Genomic DNA, 22,423 nt, shown 5'->3' on the forward strand with positions numbered 1-22,423 from the left:
GTTACAACGCCTCCAGGGCATCGGCCAGCTTCTTGACCGGTACCACTTCCATGCCTTCGATGGGATGCTTGGGCGCGTTGGCGTGCGGCACTATGGCCCGGCGGAAGCCATGCTTGGCGGCCTCCTGCAACCGCTCCTGGCCGGAGGGCACGGGCCGGATCTCGCCGGACAGCCCCACTTCCCCGAACACCACCAGATCCTTGGGCAGGGATTGATCCCGGAAACTGGAGACCATGGACAGCAACAGGGCCAGATCCGCGCTGGTCTCTTCGACCTTGACCCCGCCAACCACGTTGATGAAGACATCCTGATCCGCCATCTGCAAGCCGCCGTGGCGATGCAGCACCGCCAGCAACATGGCGAGACGGTTGTGATCCATCCCCACCGCCACCCGGCGCGGGTTGGAGAGCTGGGAGTAATCCACCAGCGCCTGCAGTTCCACCAGCAGGGGCCGTGTCCCCTCCCAGATCACCATCACCACCGACCCCGGCGCCTGCTCTTCACCGCGGCTGAGGAAGATGGCGGAAGGGTTGCTCACCTCCCGCATCCCCTGCCCGGTCATGGCGAAGACACCGAGCTCGTTGACCGCCCCGAAGCGGTTCTTGTGGGAGCGCAGGGTCCGGAAGCGGGAGTCGTGGCCGCCATCGAGCAGCACGGAGCAGTCGATGCAGTGCTCCAGTACCTTGGGGCCGGCCAGGGTGCCATCCTTGGTCACGTGGCCCACCATGAAGATGGCGACGTGATTCTGTTTGGCATAGCGGGTCAGCAAGGCGGCGGCTTCCCGCACCTGAGACACGGAACCCGGCGCCGACTGCACATCCGCCACATGCATCACCTGGATGGAGTCGATGACCATGATCTGCGGCTGCTCCTGCTGGGCAATCAGGCAGATCTGCTCGACCGAGGTCTCCGACAGCATGCGCAGCTTGTCGGTCGGCAGACCGAGGCGCGAGGCGCGCATCGCCACCTGCTGCAGCGACTCCTCGCCGGTGACATAGAGGGTCTTCATCCGCTCCGCCAGACCGCACATGGTCTGCAGCAGCAGGGTCGACTTGCCCGCCCCAGGGTTGCCACCGATCAGGATCGCCGAGCCCGGCACCACCCCGCCCCCCAGGACCCGGTCCAGCTCCTTGAAACCGGAAGAGAAACGGGGGATCTCGGTGGTGGCGATCTCCGCCAGCGTCTGCACCTGGCTGCCAACGGCGCCGGCATAACCGGTATAGCGGGCACTCTTGCCCGGGGTCACCGAGCCGAGACGCACCTCGCTGATGGTGTTCCACTCCTTGCACTCACTGCACTGGCCCTGCCAGCGTGTGAAGTCGGCGCCACATTCGGTACAAACATAGGCAGTTTTGTTTTTGGCCATGGATAACTCGGGGACAGGATGAATTCCTGCTTGATATACTTGTTTGCGACCGACAGATCAAACCCAGAATCGGAAAAGTGACTTTCCGTGGCAGGAACACATGGATTCAGAACAACAACAGCACCTTATTGAACAGCTCATCCCCCTGCTCAGAGAAAAGGATTTCGATGACATCTTCAATCGCCTGACCCAGGACGAAAACAGCAACAGCCGTTTTCTGATCAAGATGGAGATCAAGCGCAGATGCACCCCCTGCCGTCGCGTGATCGACATGCGGGACGAACTGGGTGACGAGTGTCTGGTCCATGAATCCGACGGGATCACCCACTTCATGCCGGCCGAGGCCATCGGTCTGTTCCAGTCCCAGTGCTATCTCTACAAAGACGATTACACCCTGGGAGTCTACGAGGCACTGCAATACTGGCAGAAACACCACCATGGCAAGAGCGATGGCCCGCTGCAGCCACCTGCCAGCCCGTTTCGCCAGTACGACGTCAATCCCATCGCCTTTGCCAGCTACTATGGCCGACGCCAGGAGCGGATGCACTTCAGCTCCCCCGTGCTCATCAAGTTCGCCGATGGCGACAAGCTGTTTGCCAAAAGCTCCGACCTCTCCCTCGGCGGGATCCGGGTCTCGGTGCCCTATCTGCCCAACTACCAGACCGGCGCCCAGGTCGAGGTGTTCTTCACCGGGCTGGAGCGGGATCATGCCAACCCGGTCCTGCACCATTCGGTCAGCTACCAGATCCTCGGGGAAGAGAGCAAGGAGGGCAAGTTCTGGCTCAGGCTGGTCAAAACCGGCGAACACCCCGGCTTCGACCAGTTCCTGAGCGAGTTCATCGAGAGCAACAAGAGCCGCTATCGGGTCAGCGTCGACTATCTGCTCTCCGCCGCCATCATCAAGGGGTATGAGCAGTTCTATCTGCCGCGCATGACCGGGATGCCGCTGTTTTTCGGCTCCGGCGACAGCCCCAGCCTCGAGATCGCCCTGCGCACCGAGAACAACCAGCACATCCTCGAATACTGGCGCGATGCCAAGAACCGCGACATGCTCGCCAGCCTGTTCTCCGCCACCCGCATGCAGGCCCTGCTGCCGGCAGCGGGGGAATTGAAAGAGACCCTGATCTACTGCTTCACCCACTCGGTACGCAGCCACCTCTACTTCTTCTCCGCCACCCGGGAAGAGCTGTTGCAGAGCGGGCTGATGTCGCTCTTCTTCCAGGTCGGCGCCCGGCGCCCCAGCTGGCGGGTCTACAAATTCAGCCTGGAGCGCTGTGACCTGCACGAGGCCGACTTGGCCAGCCAGCAGAGCAAGGAGAGCCCCCAGCTGCAAGACATGCTGCTGCAGGAGCGGCTCAAGCAGATAAGCTATGTCGGCCTGCTTCAGGATGTCGGCCTCGACAGCCAGCGGGAGGAGTTTCAGTACGATGCCAGCGCCCAGCACAATGCCAACGAACTGCAACGTTTCGGCCACGACAGCAGTGCGGCCCCCTTCGAGATCGAGACGCTGCACTATGTCCAGCTGCGCAAGGAGGCCCGCTACATCCACAAGACGGCTGTGGCCATCAAGCACAATGGCCGCGCCTGGCTCGGCTGGACCCGCGACATCTCGGCCCACGGCATGCAGATCGAGCTGGAAGAGCCGTTCGAGGGGGTGAAGGACGACATCGTCACCATCGCCCTGCCACGCCTGCAGGAGCTATCCAAGAGCATGGATCTGCAGCGTCTGCCCTACCGGCTGGTCAGCATCAACCTGACCCGCACTGTGCTGCACCTGTGCATCGAGGGCGATCCGGAGCGCCACACCGGCTGCCAGTTCTTCAAGCTTTTGATCGAGAGCAACCAGAACAAGCTCAAAGCAGCCCAGGAGCAGCGCCGCTATCGCGGCATGGCGCGGGCGCTGCGCAACATCTACACCCACCACGTCTTCAGCACCCCGGTCTATATCAACAAGCTCAAGGGCGCCCCCAGGCCGGCCTCCATCGGTCATGCCCCGCAGGCGCGCAGCCTGTCGCGGTTGCTGAAAGCCTGTGTCGAGCAGGGTGACCAGGACAACCTCTATCCACTGTTCCAGGGCGAATTGCTCAAACAGCTCATCATGAACCCGCTGCGAGCCATCGAGCGGGAGGATCAGCCCCAGGAGGAGGAGGTCTACATCGCCAGTCTGCAGACGGCAGCCGGCCTGCCCATCTTCACCAGCCGGCTCGCCAGCAGCTTCAAGAATGTGGCGGAGAAGCGCAGTTTCATCGAACAGGCGCTGCGCCAGGGGGAGTTCTACTCGGTGCTGGTGGGCATCTCCCGCACCGGCCGCCCCGACACCAACTTCATCGCCAACGAGCTGGACTACATCGCCAAGTTCGCCATTCACAAGGCCAAGAAGCTGGAAGAGGAACTATGGAGCGTAGTCGGGGTGGGTGAGCTGACCGATACCAGCCAGGCGACCCTGTTCCGGCTCGGCATCACGGCGCCCGTCAATTGAGCAGGCCCCTGCCAACCACGGCCCTCAACCAGGTTGGCAGGCAATAAAACCATGGCGGGCCTCTGGCCCGCCATGGTTTGTTCATCCATCAGTACACCGGATAGCAACCCGCTCCGCCAACCGGTCTTTGTCAGGCTGCCTGCGGGTTGAGCAGCCATGCCAGGATCTGCGGGAAGTGATCTTCCTGCGCCTGCGGGGCGGTCAACATGTTGATGTGGTCGTAATCGAGCCGGTTGCCGTTGTCCCGGCCGAGGCGGGTATGGCGCGCGGCCGACCCCATCTCGGCGCTGAAGCGGCGCACGTCGGTCGGGTGACCCAGCACCTTGTCCGCCTTGGCCGAGATCATCCAGAGCGGTGGCCAGTTGACCCTGGCGGCTGCCTCGTCATAGGCGAACCCGTCGCTGGGATCCTGCCAGGGGCCACATTTGACCCAGGGGATGGTCTCCTGCAAATAACGCAGCGGCTCGTCATCCGCCCCGATCTTCAGGCTGCGCGCAGCCAGAAAGCCATTGCGCCTGGCCAGCCAGGGGGCCAGCCGGTTCCAGATCAGATCAACCTTCAGCCAGCGCTCCGGATTTTGTACCGACACGCCGCGCTTGGTGCCAAAGAACACCAGGCTGGCCACCTGCTCCGCCAACTCGGGGAAGCGCACCAGGGTCGACGCCATGATGACGCCGCCCCAGGAGTGGGCCATCCAGTGCAGCTTGAAGCCGGCATGGCGGGCGGCAATCCAGCGGTGCAGGGCCGGCAGATCCTCGGTGATGAGCTCATGCTGGCCATGTTCGGCCTGCTCGGCGATGGCTGGCGTGCTCAGCCCCCGTCCCCGCAGGTCGGCCACATAGACCTGATAGCCGTGGCGGGCCAGAAAGCAGGCCAGCCCCTTGCCCGATTCGGTGTAGAAGATGCGGCCGTTCTCGATGGCGCCGTGCACCATCAGGATCGGCTCGCCATGTACCGCGACCCGCGGCTGAATATGGCGCACGTGCAGCCGATGTGCGCCGCAGGGAATAAACAGGGATTGCTGTAACAGTTCCATTATGAGACTACGTCCTCCGTGACGTGGACCAAGGGCCTTGCCGAGGCACCGGGACTAGCGGCGATCCCAGCGCTGCTGGCGGCAGGCCAGCGCACCAAGCAGGCAGATCACCCCTTCCAGATCGTGGTGATTGAGGGGGGCCGCCGCCTGCGCCCGCACCAGCGGCTTGGCGTGGATGGCGATGCCGAGCCCGGCTACCCCCATCATCTTGAGATCGTTGGCGCCATCGCCGACGGCCACGGTCTGGCCAGCCGCGATGCCGTACTCCTGCGCCAGCTGCTGCAGTACTTCGGCCTTGACGGCGGCATCGACGATGCGCCCGCTCACCTTGCCGGTCAGCTGTTGCCCTTCCACCGCCAGCTCGTTGGCGAAGATGGCGTCCAGCCCCAGCTCCCGCTGCAACTGGCCGGCAAAACGGGTGAAGCCACCGGAGGCGATCGCCACCTTCCAACCGGCCTGCTTGAGGGTATCAACCATCAACTGCAGGCCCGGCATCCAGGGCATGTCGGCCGCCACCTGGTCAAGAAGGGTGACCGGCGCCCCCTCCAGCAGGGCGACCCTGGCCCGCAGGCTGTCGGCAAACTCCAGCTGGCCCTGCATGGCGGCCGCCGTGACCGCCGCCACCTGCTCGCCGACCCCGGCCAACCGGGCAATCTCGTCGATGCACTCGATGCGGATGGCGGTGGAGTCCATGTCCATCACCAGCAAACCGGGCTCCGCAAGGCTGGGCAGGGCCGACAGATGACACAGATCGATGTCCCACTCCTCCCCCTTGAGCGCCTGTACCAGAGCGGGTGAGAAGCGATCCGTGCCCAGCAGCAGCAGAGGCACCCCGGCCGGCATGGCGGGCGGATAGAGCCTGGCCTGCAACTCGTGCTGCGCCAGCAGCCCGGCCAGCCGCCCGAGATGATGGCCGGCCAGTGCACGCCCGAACAGCACCAGCCAGCCGCCATCCAGCGCACTGGCGGCAGGCAGCAGCGCCTGCGGCGTCGGCTCCCACCAGGGGGCGCCAGACAGGCACTCGGGCCACTCTGAAATCTCTGCGGGCAATTGGGACAACAACATAGGGATAACGCCTTCCTTGGTGATCATGGGGTTAACAGTGCTGGCCCAGAGTAGCGTATTGCTTTTTGTACAGGCAAGCGCCAAGATCCCGCCACCCCTTGTCAGCAAAAGGCTCAACGCTTGCGTCATCTCCCCATCAAACGTGTGCTCAGTCTCGGTGCCGGCGTCCTGCTCGGGCTCTGGGTGCTCGCGGTACTCATTCATATGCAGGGTGAGAGCCAGGCTTCGCTGCACAGCGAGGCTCGCAACCGGGCCCAGGCGCTGGTGGCCTACGCCGCCCGCGACATGAAGCGCTGGCTCAAGGAGGACAAGAACAGCGAGCTGGAGCGGCTGGCCCAGGATCTGGCCGCCGAGCCCGAGATCCTCGACGTCACCCTCTACGATGCCCGCGGCATCCCCCTCGCCCAGTCGGACAATGCGGTGCCGCTGGACAGCCTGCTGCCCATCGGCGACAGCAACAAATCGATACCGGAACAGGGCAAGGGACGCATCCAGTTCGTGCAGGAGATCCTGGATGGGGAGCAGACCCTGGGGTATCTGCGCATTACGCTGGAAGAGCAGCAGATGCTGGCGGACAAGGATACCCGGCTCAAGGTGGTACAGGAGAAGCAGCGGTTGATGCTGCTGGTCGCCCTGCTGGCCGGGTTGCTGATCTCCTACGGGATCCGTCGCAACTACATGCGGGTGCGCAAGCACAAGAAGAAAAGCAAACCGGTCGAGCCGCAATAAGGCGGCGCGATCCCCCGACCCGAAACTGGCAATGCCACCAGCAGGAGCGCTGTATGATTGCCCCCTCACTGCCGCTGGATGAAGAGAGTCGACTGGAACGACTCCGCATCCTCGGCCTGCTTGACCGCGAGCCCATCGATCAGCTGGATCGCCTGACCCGGCTCATTACCCGCCATTTCTCGCTGCCCATCGCCATGGTCTCGCTGACCGACGTGAACCGGCAGTGGTTTCTTGCCCGCACCGGCGTCGCCCTGTGCGAGATCAGCCGGGAGCACTCCTTTTGCGGCCACGCCATCCTGCGTCCCGACATCATGCAGGTGCCGGATGCCCGGCTCGACCCGCGGTTTGCCGACAACCCGCTGGTGACCGAGGAGCCGCACGTAGTCTTCTATGCCGGGCGGCCGCTGCGGGCGCTGGATGGCGTGGTGCTCGGCACCCTCTGTCTGGTTGATCATGCCCCGCGCCACCTCGACCAAGAGGCCTGCCGCGATCTCGACGACTTCGGCCGCCTGGTGGAGAACACCCTGCACGATCTGGAGCGGCGCCATCAGGTGCGCAGCCTCAATCAGGTGCTGGAGGACAAGGATCACCTGTTCACCCTCACCTTCAACCAGTCGTCGGTGGGCATGGCCCTCTCCTCCCTCGAAGGCAAGTGGCTGCGGGCCAACCCGGGGCTGGAGCGGCTGCTGGGCTACAGCGAGCAGGCGATGCTGAGCCGCACCTGGCACGCCATGACCCATCCCGAGGATCTGCCGCGCGAGCTGCCCCTGTTCAACGCCCTGCTCGCGGGGCAACGGCAGGACTACCGGCTGGAGAAGCGGATGATCCGGGCCGACGGCAGCCAGTGCTGGGTCCAGCTCAGCGTGACCCTGTGCCATAGCCGCACCATGGCGCCGCACCTGATCGCCGTGTTCGCCGACCTCACCGAGCGCAAGCAGGCCGAAGCCGAGCTGCTGCAACTGCAGCAGGGGCTCGAGCGGCAGGTCCGTGAGCGCACCCGCGAGCTGTCGAGCACGGTGGAGCAACTGCATCGCGAGATGCAGGAGCGCGGCGCCATGCAGCAGCGCCTGTGGCAAGAGCAGCGCCGCCTGCAGCACATGCTGGAACACACCAGCAACGCCTTCCTCGAACTCGACGAGGCGCTGGTCATCACCGGCTGGAACCCGGCCTCCACCACCCTGCTTGGCTGGCACCCCGAAGAGATGCTGGGGCGTACCCTGCCCGCCCTGCTCGGCAGCGCTCACCCCCTGCTGGCCCAGCTGACCCATCCCCAGAGTGCTGCACACCGGCTGGAGTGCGAGATCGGCACCCACGACGGCCAGCGCATCCCGGTGGAGGTGATTGCCGAGCGCTACCAGTTCGACGGCAAGGTGCGCATCGCCCTGTTTTTGCACGACATCACGGCCCGCCGCCAGGTGCTGGCCGAGATTGAGCGCGGACGGGCCAGGTTGCGGGCCATCACCGACGGCCTGCCGGTCACCATCAGCATGGTCTCGCCCGAGGGGCGCTACCTGTTCGCCAACCAGGCCTACTGCCGCTACTTCGGGCTCGATGCCGAGCTGATGCGGGAGATGAGCGTGCGGGAGGTGATCGGCGACGCGGCTTACGGCCGGGCCATCGCCCATCTGGAGCGGGCCCTCGCCGGTGAGCAGGTGAGCTTCGAGAACCGCTTCGAGCTGCCCATCGGCCCGCGCGATCTCAGGATCACCATGATCCCGAGCCGGGGGGATGAGCCGGGGGTCTACATCCTCGGCAGCGACATCACCGAGTTCAAGGCGCTGCAGAACCAGCTGGAGCACGAGGCGGCCCACGACCCCCTCACCGGCCTGCCCAATCGGCGCGCCTTCACCCTACGCCTCTCCCGAGAGCTGGAACGGGTACGCCAGAACGCCGAGACCCTGGGCCTGCTGTTTCTCGATCTCGACGGCTTCAAGCGCATCAACGATCAGCTCGGACATCACGTCGGCGACGCTCTGTTGCAGCGCTTCGCCAGCGTGCTGAGTGCCGAGGTCCGCCCCGGCGACATGGTGGCGCGCCTCGCTGGCGACGAGTTCACCATCATACTGCCAGCCCTGCGCCAGCCGGAGCTGGAGCTGCCCGCCCTGTGCGAGCGGCTGCTGGCGGCCATGGCGGTGCCAGCCGACGTGGCCGGCCACCTGTTGCCCCTCGCCGGCAGCATCGGTGGTGCGCTCTGCCACTCGGGCCAGTATTGCCACATCGACGATCTGCTGCACCGGGCCGACAGCGCCATGTACCAAGCCAAGCAGGCCGGCAAGGGGCGCTTCGCCCTCGACCTCTGAGCTGCCATCCTTGAAATGCAAAACGGCGGCCCGAGGGCCGCCGTTGTCATTATTCATGCGCGAGGGGGATTAGTTGTCGCCCAGCAGGACGGAATCCAGCGCGATTTCGATCATGTCGTTGAAGGTCAGCTGACGCTCTTCGGAGGTGGTCTGCTCACCGGTACGGATATGGTCGGAGACGGTGCAGATGGTCAGTGCCTTGGCACCGTACTCTGCAGCCACGCCGTAGATGCCGGCGGCTTCCATCTCGACACCCAGGATGCCGTACTTTTCCATGACGTCGAACATGGAGGGGTCCGGGGTGTAGAACAGGTCAGCGGAGAAGATATTGCCCACGCGCACGGCAACGCCTTTGTTCTTGGCGGCCTGTACGGCATTGGCAACCAGATCGAAGTCGGCGATGGCGGCGAAGTCGTGATCCTTGAAGCGCAGACGGTTCACCTTGGAGTCGGTGCAGGCACCCATGCCGATCACCACGTCACGCAGTTTCACGTCTTCACGCACGGCACCGCAGGAGCCAACACGGATCAGGGTCTTCACGCCGTAATCGGTGATCAGCTCTTTTGCATAGATGGAGCAGGACGGGATGCCCATGCCGTGACCCATGATGGAGATGCGACGGCCCTTGTAGGTGCCGGTGAAACCGAACATGTTGCGCACGTCGCACACCTGCTCGACGTTCTCCAGGAAAGTCTCGGCGATGTACTTGGCGCGCAGGGGGTCGCCCGGCATCAGCACGGTATCAGCAAAGGCGCCATCTTTCGCATTGATATGAGGAGTTGCCATTCTCTTGATTCCTTCACACTAGGTTGAGTTTTATTGTCTTTATTGGTTGCCCGCCGCCGAGGCGGCGGGCGGGTAAATTACAGGAAGCTGGTACCGTATGCCAGTTTGGGCAGACCGTGGTACGCCGCTATGCTCTGGCCGATGTCGGCGAACGTCTCGCGACGACCGACGGAGCCGGCCTTGACCGGCTTGCCGTAGAACAGCACCGGAATGTACTCGCGGGTGTGATCGGTACCACCCCAGGTCGGATCGCAGCCGTGGTCGGCGGTCAGCACCACCACGTCGCCATCTTCCAGCAACTCGAACAGCTCCGGCAGGCGGGAGTCAAAATACTCCAGCGCATCGGCATAGCCCTTCACGTCGCGACGGTGACCGTAGGAGGAGTCGAAGTCGACGAAGTTGGTGAAGACGATGGTCTGATCACCAGCCGTTTTCACCTCTTCCAGAGTACGATCCCACAGCTCGGTCAGACCGGTCCCCTTCACCTGCTTGGTGATGCCCTGCTGGGCATAGATGTCGGCGATCTTGCCGATGGAGACCACCTGGCCGCCCGCTTCCTTCATGTAGTCCAGCACGGTCGGTGCCGGCGGCAGCACGGAGTAGTCGTGGCGGTTGCCGGTGCGCTTGAAGTTGCCCTTGCCGCTGCCCACGAACGGACGCGCGATGACGCGGCCGATGTTGTAGGGCTCCAGCAGCTCGCGCACGATGTGGCACAGCTCATAGAGCTTCTCGAGGCCGTAGGTCTCTTCGTGGCAGGCGATCTGGAACACGGAGTCGGCGGAGGTGTAGAGGATCGGCTTGCCGGTGCGCATGTGCTCTTCGCCCAGATCATCCAGCACCTGGGTACCGGAGGCGTGGCAGTTACCCAGATAACCTGGCAGACCGGCCTTCTCGACGATGGCGTCCAGCAGCTCCTGCGGGAAGCTGTTGTGGTGGTCATGGAAGTAACCCCACTCGAACAGCACGGGCACGCCGGCGATCTCCCAGTGACCGGACGGGGTGTCCTTGCCGGAGGAGAGCTCCTGGGCAAAGCCGTAGGCGCCGACCACATCGATGTCCTTGTTCAGACCCGCCGGGAAGGTGCCGCTGGCGAGTTCGCCCGCGTGACCCAGACCCAGCTTGCTGAGGTTCGGCAGACTGAGGGCGCCACGGCCTTCGATCTCACCGGCGGCGCAGGCCTTGGCGATATGGCCAAGGGTATTGGCGCCCACATCTCCGAACTTGTCGGCGTCGGCGGCAGCGCCAATACCGAAAGAGTCCATCATCAGAATAAAGGTACGTTTCATGGGACTTCCCCTTGTTACAAATCAGCCAGACCGATGCGACGGTAGACCTCGGGCAGCGCCTCTGGTCGGGTGTCACCGATCTTGACGGCGGCCTGCACCATGCTGGCAGCCTGAGCGAATTGCTCTTCAGTTTGAGCGTGGATCAGGGCGAGCGGCTTGTCTGCCTCGACGCTTTGACCCAGGCGGATAAAGTCGGTCAGACCGACCGCATAATCAAGTTTGTCACCGGCAGCGCGACGGCCACCGCCCATGGCGACCACGGCCAGACCCAGTTCACGGGTGTCCATGGCAGTCACGAAACCGCTGTTGGCGGCATAGACGGGGCGCACGATGGCGGCCTTCGGCAGGTGATGATCGTAGCGCTCCATGAAGTCGCCCGGGCCGCCGAGGCCAGTCACCATGCGACCGAAGATCTCGGCCGCCTTGCCGTTGTCCAGCACCGCCTGCAGTTTGCGGCGGGCCTCGCCGTCATCGCTGGCCAGGCCAGCGGAGATCAGCATCTCGGCACACAGCGCCATGGTGACGGCGTGAATGCGCGGGTTGCGGTATTCACCGGTCAGGTAGCGCACCGCTTCGCGTACTTCCACCGCGTTGCCGGCGCTGGAGGCCAGCACCTGGTTCATGTCGGTCAAGAGCGCTGAAGTGCGGCAACCGGCACCGTTGGCCACGGCCACAATGCTCTTGGCCAGCTCTTCGGAAGCTTCAAACGTCGGCATAAAGGCGCCGGAGCCCACTTTCACATCCATCACCAGCGCTTCCAGCCCGGAGGCAAGCTTCTTGGAGAGGATGGAGCCGGTGATCATGGCGATGGATTCGACGGTGGCAGTGATGTCGCGTACCGCATAGATACGCTTGTCGGCCGGGGCGAGATCGCCGGTCTGACCGATGATGGCGACACCCGCCTCTTTCACCACTTTCAGGAAACGATCGTTGTCAACCGAGGTCTGGTAGCCCGGAATGGCATCCAGCTTGTCGAGGGTACCGCCGGTGTGGCCCAGGCCACGGCCGGAGATCATCGGCACGAAACCGCCGCAGGCGGCGACCATCGGGCCGAGCATCAGGGAGACGACGTCACCCACACCGCCGGTGGAGTGCTTGTCGACGATCGGGCCACCCAGATTGAGGTGATCCCAGGTCAGTACCATGCCGGAATCGCGCATGGCGCAGGTCAGGGCAACCCGCTCATCCATGGTCATGTCTTTGAAGTAGACCGCCATCGCCAGCGCCGCAATCTGGCCCTCGCCGATGGTGTTGTTGGTAATGCCCTGAACGAAGAATTGAATCTCTTGGGTACTGAGCGCTTCACCGTTGCGCTTCTTGCGAATAATTTCTTGAGGCAAAAACATCTTTCATTCCCTCCGCCATTGCTGGCGTTACACAAGCCTGAATCCTTGCCCGCACACCGCATGGTGGGGGCGAAACAGGGCGGACCAGGTCCGCCCTCTCATCAACCTATTAGTAACCGCTGGTGTTGGCCGGCTTGTCGCCATGCCCCAGTGTGGCCAGCAGGCTGGCCAGCAGGCTGGATGCACCAAAGCGGAAGGTGCGGGCTGATACCCAGTCCTTGCCCAGGATCTCTTCGGCCATGGCCAGGTACTGACCCGCCACGGCGGCGTCTTTCACGCCACCGGCCGGCTTGAAGCCGACTTTCGGGTTCTTGCCCTTGATCACTTCCATCATGATGCGCGCAGCTTCCGGAGTCGCATTGACCGGCACCTTGCCGGTGGAGGTCTTGATGAAGTCGGCACCGGCGTCGATGGAGATTTCAGACGCGCGGCGGATCAGCGCCTCTTCTTTCAGCTCGCCGGTTTCGATGATCACTTTCAGCAGGGCTTGGCTACCACAGGCTTCCTTACAAGCTTTGACCAGATCGAAGCCGACCTGTTCATTGCCGGCCATGAAGGCGCGGTACGGGAACACCACGTCCACTTCGTCGGCACCGTAGGCTACGGCGGCGCGGGTTTCGGCCACGGCGATCTCGATGTCGTCGTTGCCGTGCGGGAAGTTGGTCACGGTCGCAATGCGCACGTCGGCGGCGCCAATTTCACGCAGGGTCTTGCGAGCGATGGGGATGAAACGGGGATAGATGCAGACGGCGGCGGTCAGGCCAGCCGGTGACTTGGCCTTGCGGCACAGGTCGATCACCTTCTGATCGGTGTCGTCATCGTTCAGAGTGGTCAGGTCCATCAGGTTCAGGGCGCGCTGGGCGGCCAGTTTCAGATCAGTCATTCTGTTCTCCAAAGTCTCGATTTAGTCCGGATTCCAGGGCATGGGTCCGCCTGTCGCAACGCAACCGGCAAGACACGACTCCCAAAGAAACGGGAATGGAATTGCAGCGCAATTGCACGGGCAATGAGGCTGCAAATAAGGCAAGAGCCCTGTCACTTTCTTACAAAAGTGCGGACTTGGTTCCATGAAGACTTGAGAAAGGCAGACAAGGTCTGACCCGACTTCCCAATCAATTCCATTTGACCGCCAACACCCGATTTCATCGGGCATTAGTCAATGCCAGCACCCTGCTGGCAATGCCTATTTCAGCCGAGATACCCCTTGTTTGCAAGCCGGATTTGCCATTTTCAGAGGTACCTCACATCTGGCAAATCCGGTACTGAAAAGTGCGTTAAGAGAAGAAGCGAGTGAGTATCCAGGAGTATGCCAGCCCCCCCAGATAGACTCCGACGATCCCCATTACCCCGGACAATACGGGCGGGGCCGGGATCGGCAATTTGAGGAAAGAAAACAACAAGCCAACGATAAAGCCGGCCGCCATCGCCAGTAGCACTTCATTCATATAACCTCCGATTTGACTCATTTTATTATTAGTTTAGAAAGGAAAACGGTTGTCACCGCCCCAAACGCGAACGCCACAGCTTCTCGCTGTGGCGTTCGTCTTTACCCTGACAGTCAGGCGATATTACATGCCGGACAGCGCCAGGAAGAAGCCTGCGATGGTCGCAGACATCAGGTTGGACAGAGAGCCAGCCAGTACGGCTTTCAGACCAAATTTGGCAATGGTGCCGCGACGGTTCGGTGCCATGGAGCCCAGACCACCCAGCAGAATGGCGACGGAGGACAGGTTGGCAAAGCCGCACAGGGCGAAGGAGATGATGGCCTTGGTGTGGTCGGACATGGCCACGCCATTGATCAGCACTTCATCTTTCAGATACGGGGCAAAGTTCAGGTAGGCCACGAACTCGTTGACCACCAGTTTCTGACCGATGAAGGAACCGGCCACGATGGCTTCGCTCCAGGGTACCCCGATCAGGAAGGCCAGCGGGGAGAAGATCCAGCCCAGCAGCAGTTCCAGAGAGAGCTGCGGATAGCCGAACCAGCCACCCACACCGGAGAAGATGCCGTTGATCATGGCGATCAGGCCGATGAAGGCCAGCAGCATGGCACCGACGTTCAGGGCCAGTTGCAGACCGGCGGAAGCACCGGCGGCAGCGGCATCGATCACGTTGGCAGGCTTGTCTTCCAGCTCGCCATCGGCATTGTTCTCGTCGTAGCTCGGGGTCTCGGTTTCCGGCACCAGCAGCTTGGCGAACAGCAGACCACCCGGAGCGGCCATGAAGGAGGCGGCGATCAGGTATTCCATCTTGACGCCCATGGAGGCGTAGCCAGCCAGTACGGAACCGGCAACGGAGGCCAGACCACCACACATGACGGCAAACAGCTCGGAGTCAGTCATCTTGGAGATGAAGGGACGCACCACCAGCGGGGCTTCAGTCTGACCCACGAAGATGTTGGCAGTGGCAGAGAGGGATTCGGTACGGGAAGTGCCCAGTACTTTTTGCAGGCCACCACCCAGCAGTTTGATGACCCACTGCATGATGCCCAGGTAATAAAGAACGGCGATCAGCGAGGAGAAGAAGATGATGACCGGCAGTACGCGGAAGGCGAAGATAAAGCCGCCGCCACCGAATACTTCGAACATCTTGTTGCTGACCAGACCACCGAACAGGAATTCGATACCGTTTTGGCCATAACCGATGACGCTGGAAACGGCATCGGATACACCCACCAGAATATCTCGGCCAACCGGGACGTACAGCACGAATGCACCCAGTCCAGCTTGAATTGCAAAGGCACCGACAACGGTGCGAATTTTTATTGCTTTGCGATTACTGGAGAACAGCACCGCGATAAGGACGAGCGTTGCCATCCCTACCAGACCCATTATCAAATTCATTATTAACACTTCCTCTTTAGTAGCACCTTCCAGCTTGTTAACAACTTGTATCTCAAAGCCATCAATCAAGGGTGCGCATTATACTAATTACGGTGCGACAAAGTAGAATGCTGGTCACATTTTATAAGCATGAAATGCGCTAGGGGTCGTCAAATTAGACCGCAAACGATTTTTACTCACCCCGTTTTTTATCATGCCGCTATCAATAGTTAATCAGCTGTTAATTTATGACTTGCCCAGTTGGAAAGCCTGCAAAGTGGATTCACGTAACACCGAGGCAACATGGGCAAGCGGTTGTTGCCGCAAATCGGCCAGCAGTTGCGCAATTTTCGGCAGGTTGGCGGGGGTGTTGGGCGCTCCCTGCTGACCCTGCAGCGGCATGTCGGGGGCATCGGTTTCCAGCAGCAAGGATTCCAGCGGCATGTCGCGCACCGCCTCTCGGGTCTTGTTGGCCCGCTCGAAGCTGATGACTCCGCCGATACCGAGCCGAAATCCCAGTTGCCAGAACGCCTCTGCCTGCTGCAGGGAGCCGCTGAAGGCGTGGATGACGCCCCCTCTGGCCGGACGCAGGCGCCTGAGGATCTTGGCCACCGTGTCGTTGGCGCGCACCGAATGGACGATCAAGGGCAGCTCATGCTCCATGGCCAGCTTGATTTGAGCCTCGAACATCTCGAGTTGCCCCTCCTGCGGCACATGAGAGCGCAGATCCAGCCCGCACTCCCCCACCGCCACCAGCCCGCGTGGACGCTCGGCCAGCAGTCGCCGCAACCGGGTCAATACCGCCGGAGTCTGGCCCCCCACATACCAGGGGTGCACACCCAGGGCATAGGAAATACCGTCGTACTCTGCCGCCAGCGCCATCACCCGGCCCCAGTTTTCCTCTCCCACGGCGGGGATGATATACTCGCTCACCCCCAGCTGGCGGCACTCGGCCAGCAGCGCCGCCCGATCGGGATCGAAGACCGGAAAATCGAGATGGCAATGGGTGTCGATCAGTTGCATGTCGCTCTCACCTGTTTGTCGTAATTAATGGGTCCATATCATGATGAAACGCACAAGCCACGGCTTTACCCTGATAGAACTGGTGCTGGTCATCATAGTGCTGGGGATCCTGGCCGTCACCGCCCTGCCCCGTTTCATCAATCTCAAGGATGATGCACTCAAGAGTACGGTCGCCACCACCGCCACCAGCTTCGCCAGCGCGGTGCAGCTGGCCCATGCCGGCTGGGCGGTCAAGGTAAAGGGAGAGCCGCTAGCGCTCTACAACTTCAGCGGCATGGGAAAACAGGATCTCGATATCAACAGCCGCGGCTGGCCGGTGGGCACCAAGGAGGATCAGGGGGGCCAAGCGCCAGACACCCCCTTCCCTGGTGGTGAGAGCGACCAGATCTCCGTCAGCAGCCCGGACGACTGCGAAAGTCTGTTCGACGGTCTGCTCAATACCGACCAGACGGTAGCTGACGAGAGAGATGCAGCCTCGACCAGCGACTATGTCTCGCGACTCATGACGGCCGATGACCAACTAGAAGGCAATCTGCGCCACGACAACTGCCGCTATACCCTGCGTGACTCCATCGGTCGCTTCCCGGCCTATCCGGCTGGCCTCTCCTTCGATTACAACAGCGTCACTGGTGCCGTGACCCGCAATTTCCAGTGAGCGCTTCCGACTCGCCCTGCAGCTCCGTCTGCGGCGCGTCATCCTGCTCGCGGCGTACCGGCACGCAGCTGCGCCGGTTCTCCGGTGTGAGTCCCCACTCTTCGCACCAGCCATCGTAGCGAGCCAGCCAGCGTAACAAGATGCCTTTCATGGTCTGTTCCTCGTCTCTGTCGTCCCCTTGCCGTTTCTGCCTATCTGCTCCGAATCCGCTAATGCCACGACTCGATACCGGAATGACAGGTATAAAAAAACGACTCCATTTGGAGTCGTTTTTATCAGAGCTATCTGGCTAATTCAATTCACGCCTGGGTGGGCAGGCTCAGGCGGGCAACCGCTTCCACGTGCATGGAGTGCGGGAACATGTCGACCGGCTGCACCTCATCCAGCACGAAGCCCTGCTTGACCAGCCAGGCGAGATCGCGGGCCAGGGTCTGCGGGTTGCAGGAGACATAGACCAGCCGACGGGGCGCCATGGCGACCAGGGTCTGCAGCACAGCCTTGTCACAGCCCTTGCGGGGCGGATCCATGACGACCACGTCAGCGGTCACGCCCTGGGCGTGCAGCTCGGGCATCAGCTGCTCGGCCTTGCCGACGTGGAATTCGGTGTGCTCGATGCCGTTGAGGGCGGCGTTGCGACGGGCATCGCTGATGGCGCTCTCCACCGACTCGATCCCCACCACCTTGGCAGCCTTGCCAGCCAGGAACAGGGAGATGGTGCCGATACCGCAGTAGATGTCGAACACCGTCTCGTTGCCGGTCAGTTCGGCATACTCGAGGGCGCTGGAGTAGAGCACATCGGTCTGGCTCGGGTTGTTCTGGAAGAAGGAGAGCGGCGAGATCTCGAACTCGAGCTCGTGGATCTTGTCGCGGATCACCCCTTCGCCCAGCAGCACCCGGTTGGTGGCCCCCAGGATGCGGTTGGTGCGTTCCTCGTTGATGTTCTGCACCAGGGTGGTAACCGGCAGATCGCTTAAGCCCGCCAGCAGCTCGGCTTCAAACGGCAGCTCCTCGCCCAGGGTCACCAGCACCACCATCAGCTCGCCGCTCTTGAAGCCCTTGCGGGTCATCAGGTTGCGTACACAGCCGGTGTGGTTCACTTCGTCATAGGCGGCGATGTTGTGCTCGCGCATCCAGTTGCGTACCCGGGCGTTCAGCTCGACGTGCAGGGAATCTTGCACCGCGCAGTCATCGGCGGTGATGAGATCGTGAGAGTGTTTGCGATAAAAGCCGATCTCGGCGCCGGCGTCGCAACCGCGCACCGCATATTGGGCCTTGTTGCGATAGGCAAACGGGCTGTCCATGCCGAGGATGGTCCTGACGGTGGTATCACCCAGCCCGGCCTGCTCCAGCGCACTCTCCACCAGCGCCTGCTTGAGCTTGAGCTGGGCCGGATAGGCCAGCGGGCGCACCTGGCAGCCACCGCATTCGGTGTTGGGGCAGAAGTCGGCGACCCGATCGGCGGAGGGCTGGAGCAGCTCGGTCACCTTGCCGTGCAGATAGTTGGGCTTGACCTCGGTCAGCTCCACCAGCGCCTGCTCACCGGGCAGCAAACCTTCGACAAACAGGGGGCGGTCGAACAGGCGTCCTTTGCCATCTCCTTTGTCGGTCAGTTCCAGGATCTCGATCTGGTGTTGATGTCCCACTAACGGCATGAGCGGCTCCAAAAGTACATATAAAAGAGGGGTGATGGAACCGGCCCGGCCAGCCCCATCAAGAAAAGGTGGCAGAGTTTAGCGGAGATCCGGCCAAATTGCAGGCATAAAACAGCAACAAGACCGAGGACATTGCCCCGCCTGGCGTTATCTGCCGAAAAAGCCGGAGTCCCCCGGCGCGATTCAGGGGTTGTCCTAATAAGAGGGCATGGTGACCACGGATGGGCTATCACCCCGACGGCCCAGATATCAAACCCCGACAATCCGACATAAAAAAGCCGCCGGCATGGCCGGCGGCAATATTGCTGACTAACAGATGGCGGATTACAGGCTGTAGGCCTTCTCGCCGTGGGTGGTGACATCCAGCCCCTCCCGCTCCGCGTCTTCTTTCACTCGCAGGCCGATCAGCAGATCCACCAGCTTGTAGGCCACCACCGAGATGATGCCGGACCAGAGGATGGTCACGCCGACCCCGATGGCCTGAATTTTTACCTGCGCCAGGATGGAGTAACCCTCCGCCACCTGGTTGGTGACGTAGTCCCACACCCCGGTACCGCCCAGATCCGGGCTGGCGAAGACGCCGGTCAGCAGCGCCCCCAGGATGCCGCACACCCCGTGCACGCCGAACACGTCCAGACTGTCATCGGCGCCCAGCAGCCGCTTGAGACCGTGGACCCCCCACAGCCCGGCAACACCGCTGATGAGGCCCATCACCAGACCACCGCCCACTCCGACGAAGCCGGCCGCCGGAGTTATCACCACCAGCCCGGAGACGGCGCCGGAAGCCGCGCCCAGCAGGGAGGGGCGACCCTTCATCACCCACTCGGCCAGGGTCCAGGAGAGGGCCGCCGCCGCCGGAGCCACCCAGGTATTGATGAAGGCCAGTGCCGCCGTGCCGTTGGCTTCCAGTGCGGAACCGGCGTTGAAACCGAACCAGCCGAACCAGAGCAGGGAGGCCCCGATCATGGTCATGGTGAGGCTGTGCGGGGTCATGGGGTCACGGCCATAGCCCAGGCGTTTGCCCACCAGGTAGGCACCGACCAGACCGGCCACCGCCGCGTTGATGTGCACCACTGTGCCGCCCGCAAAGTCCAGCGCACCGTGCTGGAACAGATAACCGGCGGTCGCGGTGGCGGCTGCCGCGGCATCGGCCGTGGTATAGGCATCCGGCCCCGCCCAGTACCACACCATGTGGGCCAACGGGATATAGGCGAAGGTGAACCAGATCACCGAGAACAGCAGCACGGCGGCAAACTTGATGCGCTCGGCGAAGGCCCCCACGATCAGACCGCAGGTGATGGCGGCAAAGGCGCCTTGGAACACCACATAGATGAACTCGCTGATGCCGACCCCCTTGCTGAAGGTGGCGGCGATGGAATCAGGGGTGACTCCCTTGAGCAGCGCCTTGCTGAAGGAGCCATAAACGCTGTTGCCCTCGGTAAAGGCCAGCGAATAGCCGTAGAGGATCCACAGCACGCAGATGAGCGAGAACAGGGTGAACACCTGCATCAGCACGCTCAGCATGTTCTTGCTGCGCACCAGGCCGCCATAAAACAGGGCCAGGCCCGGAATAGACATCAGGATCACCAGGGCTGCCGACAGCAGCATCCAGGTATTGTCCCCCTTGTTGATGGTCACAACTGCCGGTGCCGCAGCCTGCACGACCTCGGCTGAGGCGGCCACCACCTCTTCAGCCCAGCTGGGGGCGGCCAGCAAGGCGGCAAGCGCCAACAGGCCAGTCATCACGAGTCTCTTGAGCATACAGCCATCTCCTTCCCTGTCGTCCCGGCTCCCGGCCGGGTCCATTTCCTGATATGAACATCGAAACCGACGATTCACGTACATCCACATTCGCTACACACTGGTGACCACCCCGCCCATCATTCCTCGGATGAGCGGCATCATGGCGACATAAGTGCTTCAAAGCACAAAGCAGGCCAACTTAATAAATAGTTTTAAATCATTAAGTTATGCTTACCACAGCGAACTGATGCACCAGATTGGCGCACGGGACGCGCTAACTTGAGCAAGTGCGCACTTCCGCTGTGCACACACATACTGCCGCACCGAAATAGCGCAGAGGGAGGTCATGCGGGGCATAGACGAGCAAGCCGGCCTGTCGATATCAGCCAGAAAACGGAAGAGCGATGAGAAAGGGGAAAGGGGAAAAGCGGAAAAACAAAAGGCCATCATTGCTGATGGCCTTTTGTCTTGGAATTTGATGGTGCCGGGGTCTCTATCGAAACGACGATTTAAGTCTTTGTTTTTATTGCGATATGACCAGTGTAATTTTGCTTTGTGCCCCCAAAAAGGCCCCCAGACTGAATTTCATTATGCCCTAAGGGACGGCCAGCCAGAAGAACGATCATGGTCGGCAGCGCTCCAAGCACCCAAGACAACCCGCAACGCATCAGCGACCGCCTGAGAGCCCCTGAGCGGCTTCCTGCACCATCGGCCGCGCCTGATGCACATTGGATCCTGGCCGCATGGCTGCACCTCACGGAATCCACGTAAAACAGCATGCTGCCAGGTCACCATTTCTTGGTTCTCATCACTGGCTTTTGCGTCACAGTGACCAAAATCTTTTAGCCTCAAAATTTCACAATTGAAATTTTTCATCGAGAGCACAAAACCGCAACAATTTGATTTATATGGATTTTTATCAACCTCAAACACTATCCGAAACTGAACGTAAAAAATACAAATCCACGCAAAACACCAAAAACAAACTGTATATCAATAACTTAAAAGTGCTCGTGTGATTTTTACCCGTGATCGTTTTGTGCACTTTTCTTCAAAAATTGAAATTCTGTGAAATTTTGTTTTCGACCCTTCTGCCCAGGATCTGCGTGCCCTGGCGGTATGATTTGCACATTTTTAAAATTGCAAAATTTTTTTATATGAACCGCGCAGGCGGGAGCGGTTGAGCGCGGTTTCCGTGGCGTGGGCGCGTCCGTGTTGATTTCATGGCGTCTTGGGTATGGGATGCAATGCCCATAGCGTCCGATACGCTCCTGAGCGTTCCTGTGCGGTCTGTGCTAGCGCATTGGCTTCACGTATGATGCCGACCTGTCTGTGGGCCGCCTTATCATGCGGCGCCCTTCCTTGGCCATGCTCTGGCGCTCACAGGCAGACAAGAAGAGGGCCCCACAATGTGGGGCCCTCTTCGCTTGGATGCTCGGTGGCTACTCGATGATGGGGGGGGGTTATTGCGTGTGCGGCCTGGCAGTCAAATCAACGCCTAGCGCCCGCATCACTGCCAGCATGGTTTTTAGTGTCGGGTTGCCGCGCTCGCTGAACGATGTGTATAGCTGCTCTCTGGCTAATCCTGTTTCCCTGGCTAGTTCTGACATTCCCTTGGCGCGTGCTACCACGCCCATGGCCTTGGCGATATAGGCGGCGTCTCCAGTGTCCAGGGCATCCGTGAGGAATACGGCTATCGCCTCAGGACCATCCAGCGCTTGGGCCGGGTCGTACTCATAGATTGGTTCGCTCATTGCGGTCTCCACTCATGTGCCAGGCGTTTCGCCGTATCTATGTCTCTGGCCTGGCTGCTCTTGTCTCCGCCACATAGCAGGATGACGATTTCAGTCCCACGCTGCTGGAAGTAAACCCGGTAGCCAGGGCCGTAATGAATTCTCAACTCACTTATCCCTTGCCCAACGGGCGACACGTCTCCGGGCAGCCCGTTAGCCAGACGGAAGATCCGGGCGGCAATTGCTGCCTTTGCTCGCTGATCCTTCAGCTTGCTTTCCCATGCCATGAAGGTGGCGGTTTGTTTGATTTCGATCATGCATCAACTGTAGTTTATAAATCACAAACTTTCAATTCAGAACGAGCCACCCCGCAAGACGGAATGCAAAAATAAATTTCGCCAG

At 61.4% G+C, this 22,423-nt stretch carries 19 protein-coding genes; 4 read left to right on the forward strand and 15 right to left on the reverse strand.

The features are described 5' to 3' along the window. Window position 1 precedes the first annotated feature (1 nt). Window positions 2-1,366 (reverse strand): DNA repair protein RadA, encoded by a 1,365-nt coding sequence (gene radA, locus OKB87_RS14895; protein WP_029302178.1) that lies wholly within the window; start codon window positions 1,364-1,366, stop codon window positions 2-4. Between the two features lie 100 nt (window positions 1,367-1,466). Between radA and OKB87_RS14900 the strand changes: the two genes are divergently transcribed. After that, window positions 1,467-3,845, forward strand: coding sequence for a PilZ domain-containing protein (locus OKB87_RS14900; RefSeq protein ID WP_270827853.1), 2,379 nt, complete (start codon window positions 1,467-1,469; stop codon window positions 3,843-3,845). Window positions 3,846-3,975: 130 nt separating this feature from the next. On the opposite strand, the gene OKB87_RS14905 is transcribed toward OKB87_RS14900, so the two are convergent. Further along, window positions 3,976-4,881, reverse strand: a complete 906-nt coding sequence (locus tag OKB87_RS14905) for an alpha/beta fold hydrolase (protein ID WP_270827854.1) — start codon at window positions 4,879-4,881, stop codon at window positions 3,976-3,978. Window positions 4,882-4,935: 54 nt separating this feature from the next. Further along, complete coding sequence (serB, locus tag OKB87_RS14910) at window positions 4,936-5,946, reverse strand: phosphoserine phosphatase SerB (RefSeq protein ID WP_270827855.1); 1,011 nt, start codon at window positions 5,944-5,946, stop codon at window positions 4,936-4,938. Between the two features lie 120 nt (window positions 5,947-6,066). Here serB and OKB87_RS14915 point away from each other — a divergent pair, with 120 nt between their 5' ends. After that, complete coding sequence (locus tag OKB87_RS14915) at window positions 6,067-6,675, forward strand: AhpA/YtjB family protein (RefSeq protein WP_017411238.1); 609 nt, start codon at window positions 6,067-6,069, stop codon at window positions 6,673-6,675. A 53-nt stretch (window positions 6,676-6,728) separates the two neighbouring features. Beyond that, window positions 6,729-8,975, forward strand: a complete 2,247-nt coding sequence (locus OKB87_RS14920; RefSeq protein WP_270827856.1) for a sensor domain-containing diguanylate cyclase — start codon at window positions 6,729-6,731, stop codon at window positions 8,973-8,975. Between the two features lie 69 nt (window positions 8,976-9,044). Here the strand turns inward: OKB87_RS14920 and deoD are convergent, their stop codons facing one another. From deoD to OKB87_RS14955, 7 genes are all read right to left on the reverse strand, one after another. Continuing rightward, the gene (gene deoD / locus OKB87_RS14925) at window positions 9,045-9,761 is read right to left on the reverse strand and encodes a purine-nucleoside phosphorylase (RefSeq protein WP_011707410.1); all 717 of its coding nucleotides are present in this window, start codon (window positions 9,759-9,761) and stop codon (window positions 9,045-9,047) included. 77 nt (window positions 9,762-9,838) lie between these two features. After that, window positions 9,839-11,047, reverse strand: a complete 1,209-nt coding sequence (locus OKB87_RS14930) for a phosphopentomutase (protein ID WP_270827857.1) — start codon at window positions 11,045-11,047, stop codon at window positions 9,839-9,841. A gap of 14 nt (window positions 11,048-11,061) precedes the next feature. Then, complete coding sequence (gene deoA / locus OKB87_RS14935; RefSeq protein WP_016351989.1) at window positions 11,062-12,393, reverse strand: thymidine phosphorylase; 1,332 nt, start codon at window positions 12,391-12,393, stop codon at window positions 11,062-11,064. A gap of 109 nt (window positions 12,394-12,502) precedes the next feature. Then, window positions 12,503-13,276 (reverse strand): deoxyribose-phosphate aldolase, encoded by a 774-nt coding sequence (deoC, locus tag OKB87_RS14940; RefSeq protein ID WP_270827858.1) that lies wholly within the window; start codon window positions 13,274-13,276, stop codon window positions 12,503-12,505. A 391-nt stretch (window positions 13,277-13,667) separates the two neighbouring features. Beyond that, window positions 13,668-13,838, reverse strand: coding sequence for a XapX domain-containing protein (locus tag OKB87_RS14945; RefSeq protein WP_005305103.1), 171 nt, complete (start codon window positions 13,836-13,838; stop codon window positions 13,668-13,670). Window positions 13,839-13,961: 123 nt separating this feature from the next. Next, window positions 13,962-15,236 carry a NupC/NupG family nucleoside CNT transporter gene (locus tag OKB87_RS14950; RefSeq protein WP_011707414.1) on the reverse strand — a complete coding sequence of 425 codons (1,275 nt, stop codon included), beginning with the start codon at window positions 15,234-15,236 and terminating at the stop codon, window positions 13,962-13,964. Between the two features lie 225 nt (window positions 15,237-15,461). Continuing rightward, complete coding sequence (locus OKB87_RS14955; protein ID WP_270827859.1) at window positions 15,462-16,238, reverse strand: TatD family hydrolase; 777 nt, start codon at window positions 16,236-16,238, stop codon at window positions 15,462-15,464. 40 nt (window positions 16,239-16,278) lie between these two features. On the opposite strand from OKB87_RS14955, the gene tppF reads away from it, so the two are divergent. Continuing rightward, window positions 16,279-16,893, forward strand: a complete 615-nt coding sequence (gene tppF, locus OKB87_RS14960; protein WP_233270757.1) for a type IVa pilus pseudopilin TppF — start codon at window positions 16,279-16,281, stop codon at window positions 16,891-16,893. Here tppF and OKB87_RS14965 read toward each other — a convergent pair. The 5 genes from OKB87_RS14965 to OKB87_RS14985 form a co-directional block, all read right to left on the reverse strand. After that, complete coding sequence (locus OKB87_RS14965; RefSeq protein ID WP_270827860.1) at window positions 16,862-17,044, reverse strand: DUF5363 family protein; 183 nt, start codon at window positions 17,042-17,044, stop codon at window positions 16,862-16,864. The genes tppF and OKB87_RS14965 overlap by 32 nt on opposite strands. 148 nt (window positions 17,045-17,192) lie before the next feature. Further along, complete coding sequence (gene rlmD, locus OKB87_RS14970; protein WP_270827861.1) at window positions 17,193-18,545, reverse strand: 23S rRNA (uracil(1939)-C(5))-methyltransferase RlmD; 1,353 nt, start codon at window positions 18,543-18,545, stop codon at window positions 17,193-17,195. 324 nt (window positions 18,546-18,869) lie between these two features. Then, on the reverse strand, window positions 18,870-20,306 hold the full coding sequence (gene amt / locus OKB87_RS14975) for an ammonium transporter (RefSeq protein WP_016351995.1): 1,437 nt from the start codon (window positions 20,304-20,306) through the stop codon (window positions 18,870-18,872). A 1,445-nt stretch (window positions 20,307-21,751) separates the two neighbouring features. Beyond that, the gene (locus OKB87_RS14980) at window positions 21,752-22,042 is read right to left on the reverse strand and encodes an addiction module antidote protein (RefSeq protein ID WP_270827862.1); all 291 of its coding nucleotides are present in this window, start codon (window positions 22,040-22,042) and stop codon (window positions 21,752-21,754) included. Continuing rightward, window positions 22,039-22,338 (reverse strand): type II toxin-antitoxin system RelE/ParE family toxin, encoded by a 300-nt coding sequence (locus OKB87_RS14985; RefSeq protein ID WP_270827864.1) that lies wholly within the window; start codon window positions 22,336-22,338, stop codon window positions 22,039-22,041. The genes OKB87_RS14980 and OKB87_RS14985 overlap by 4 nt, the downstream gene beginning before the upstream one ends. Window positions 22,339-22,423: the final 85 nt, after the last annotated feature.

Source organism: Aeromonas sp. Y318-1, assembly GCF_027706125.1.
Lineage (GTDB): Bacteria > Pseudomonadota > Gammaproteobacteria > Enterobacterales > Aeromonadaceae > Aeromonas > Aeromonas hydrophila.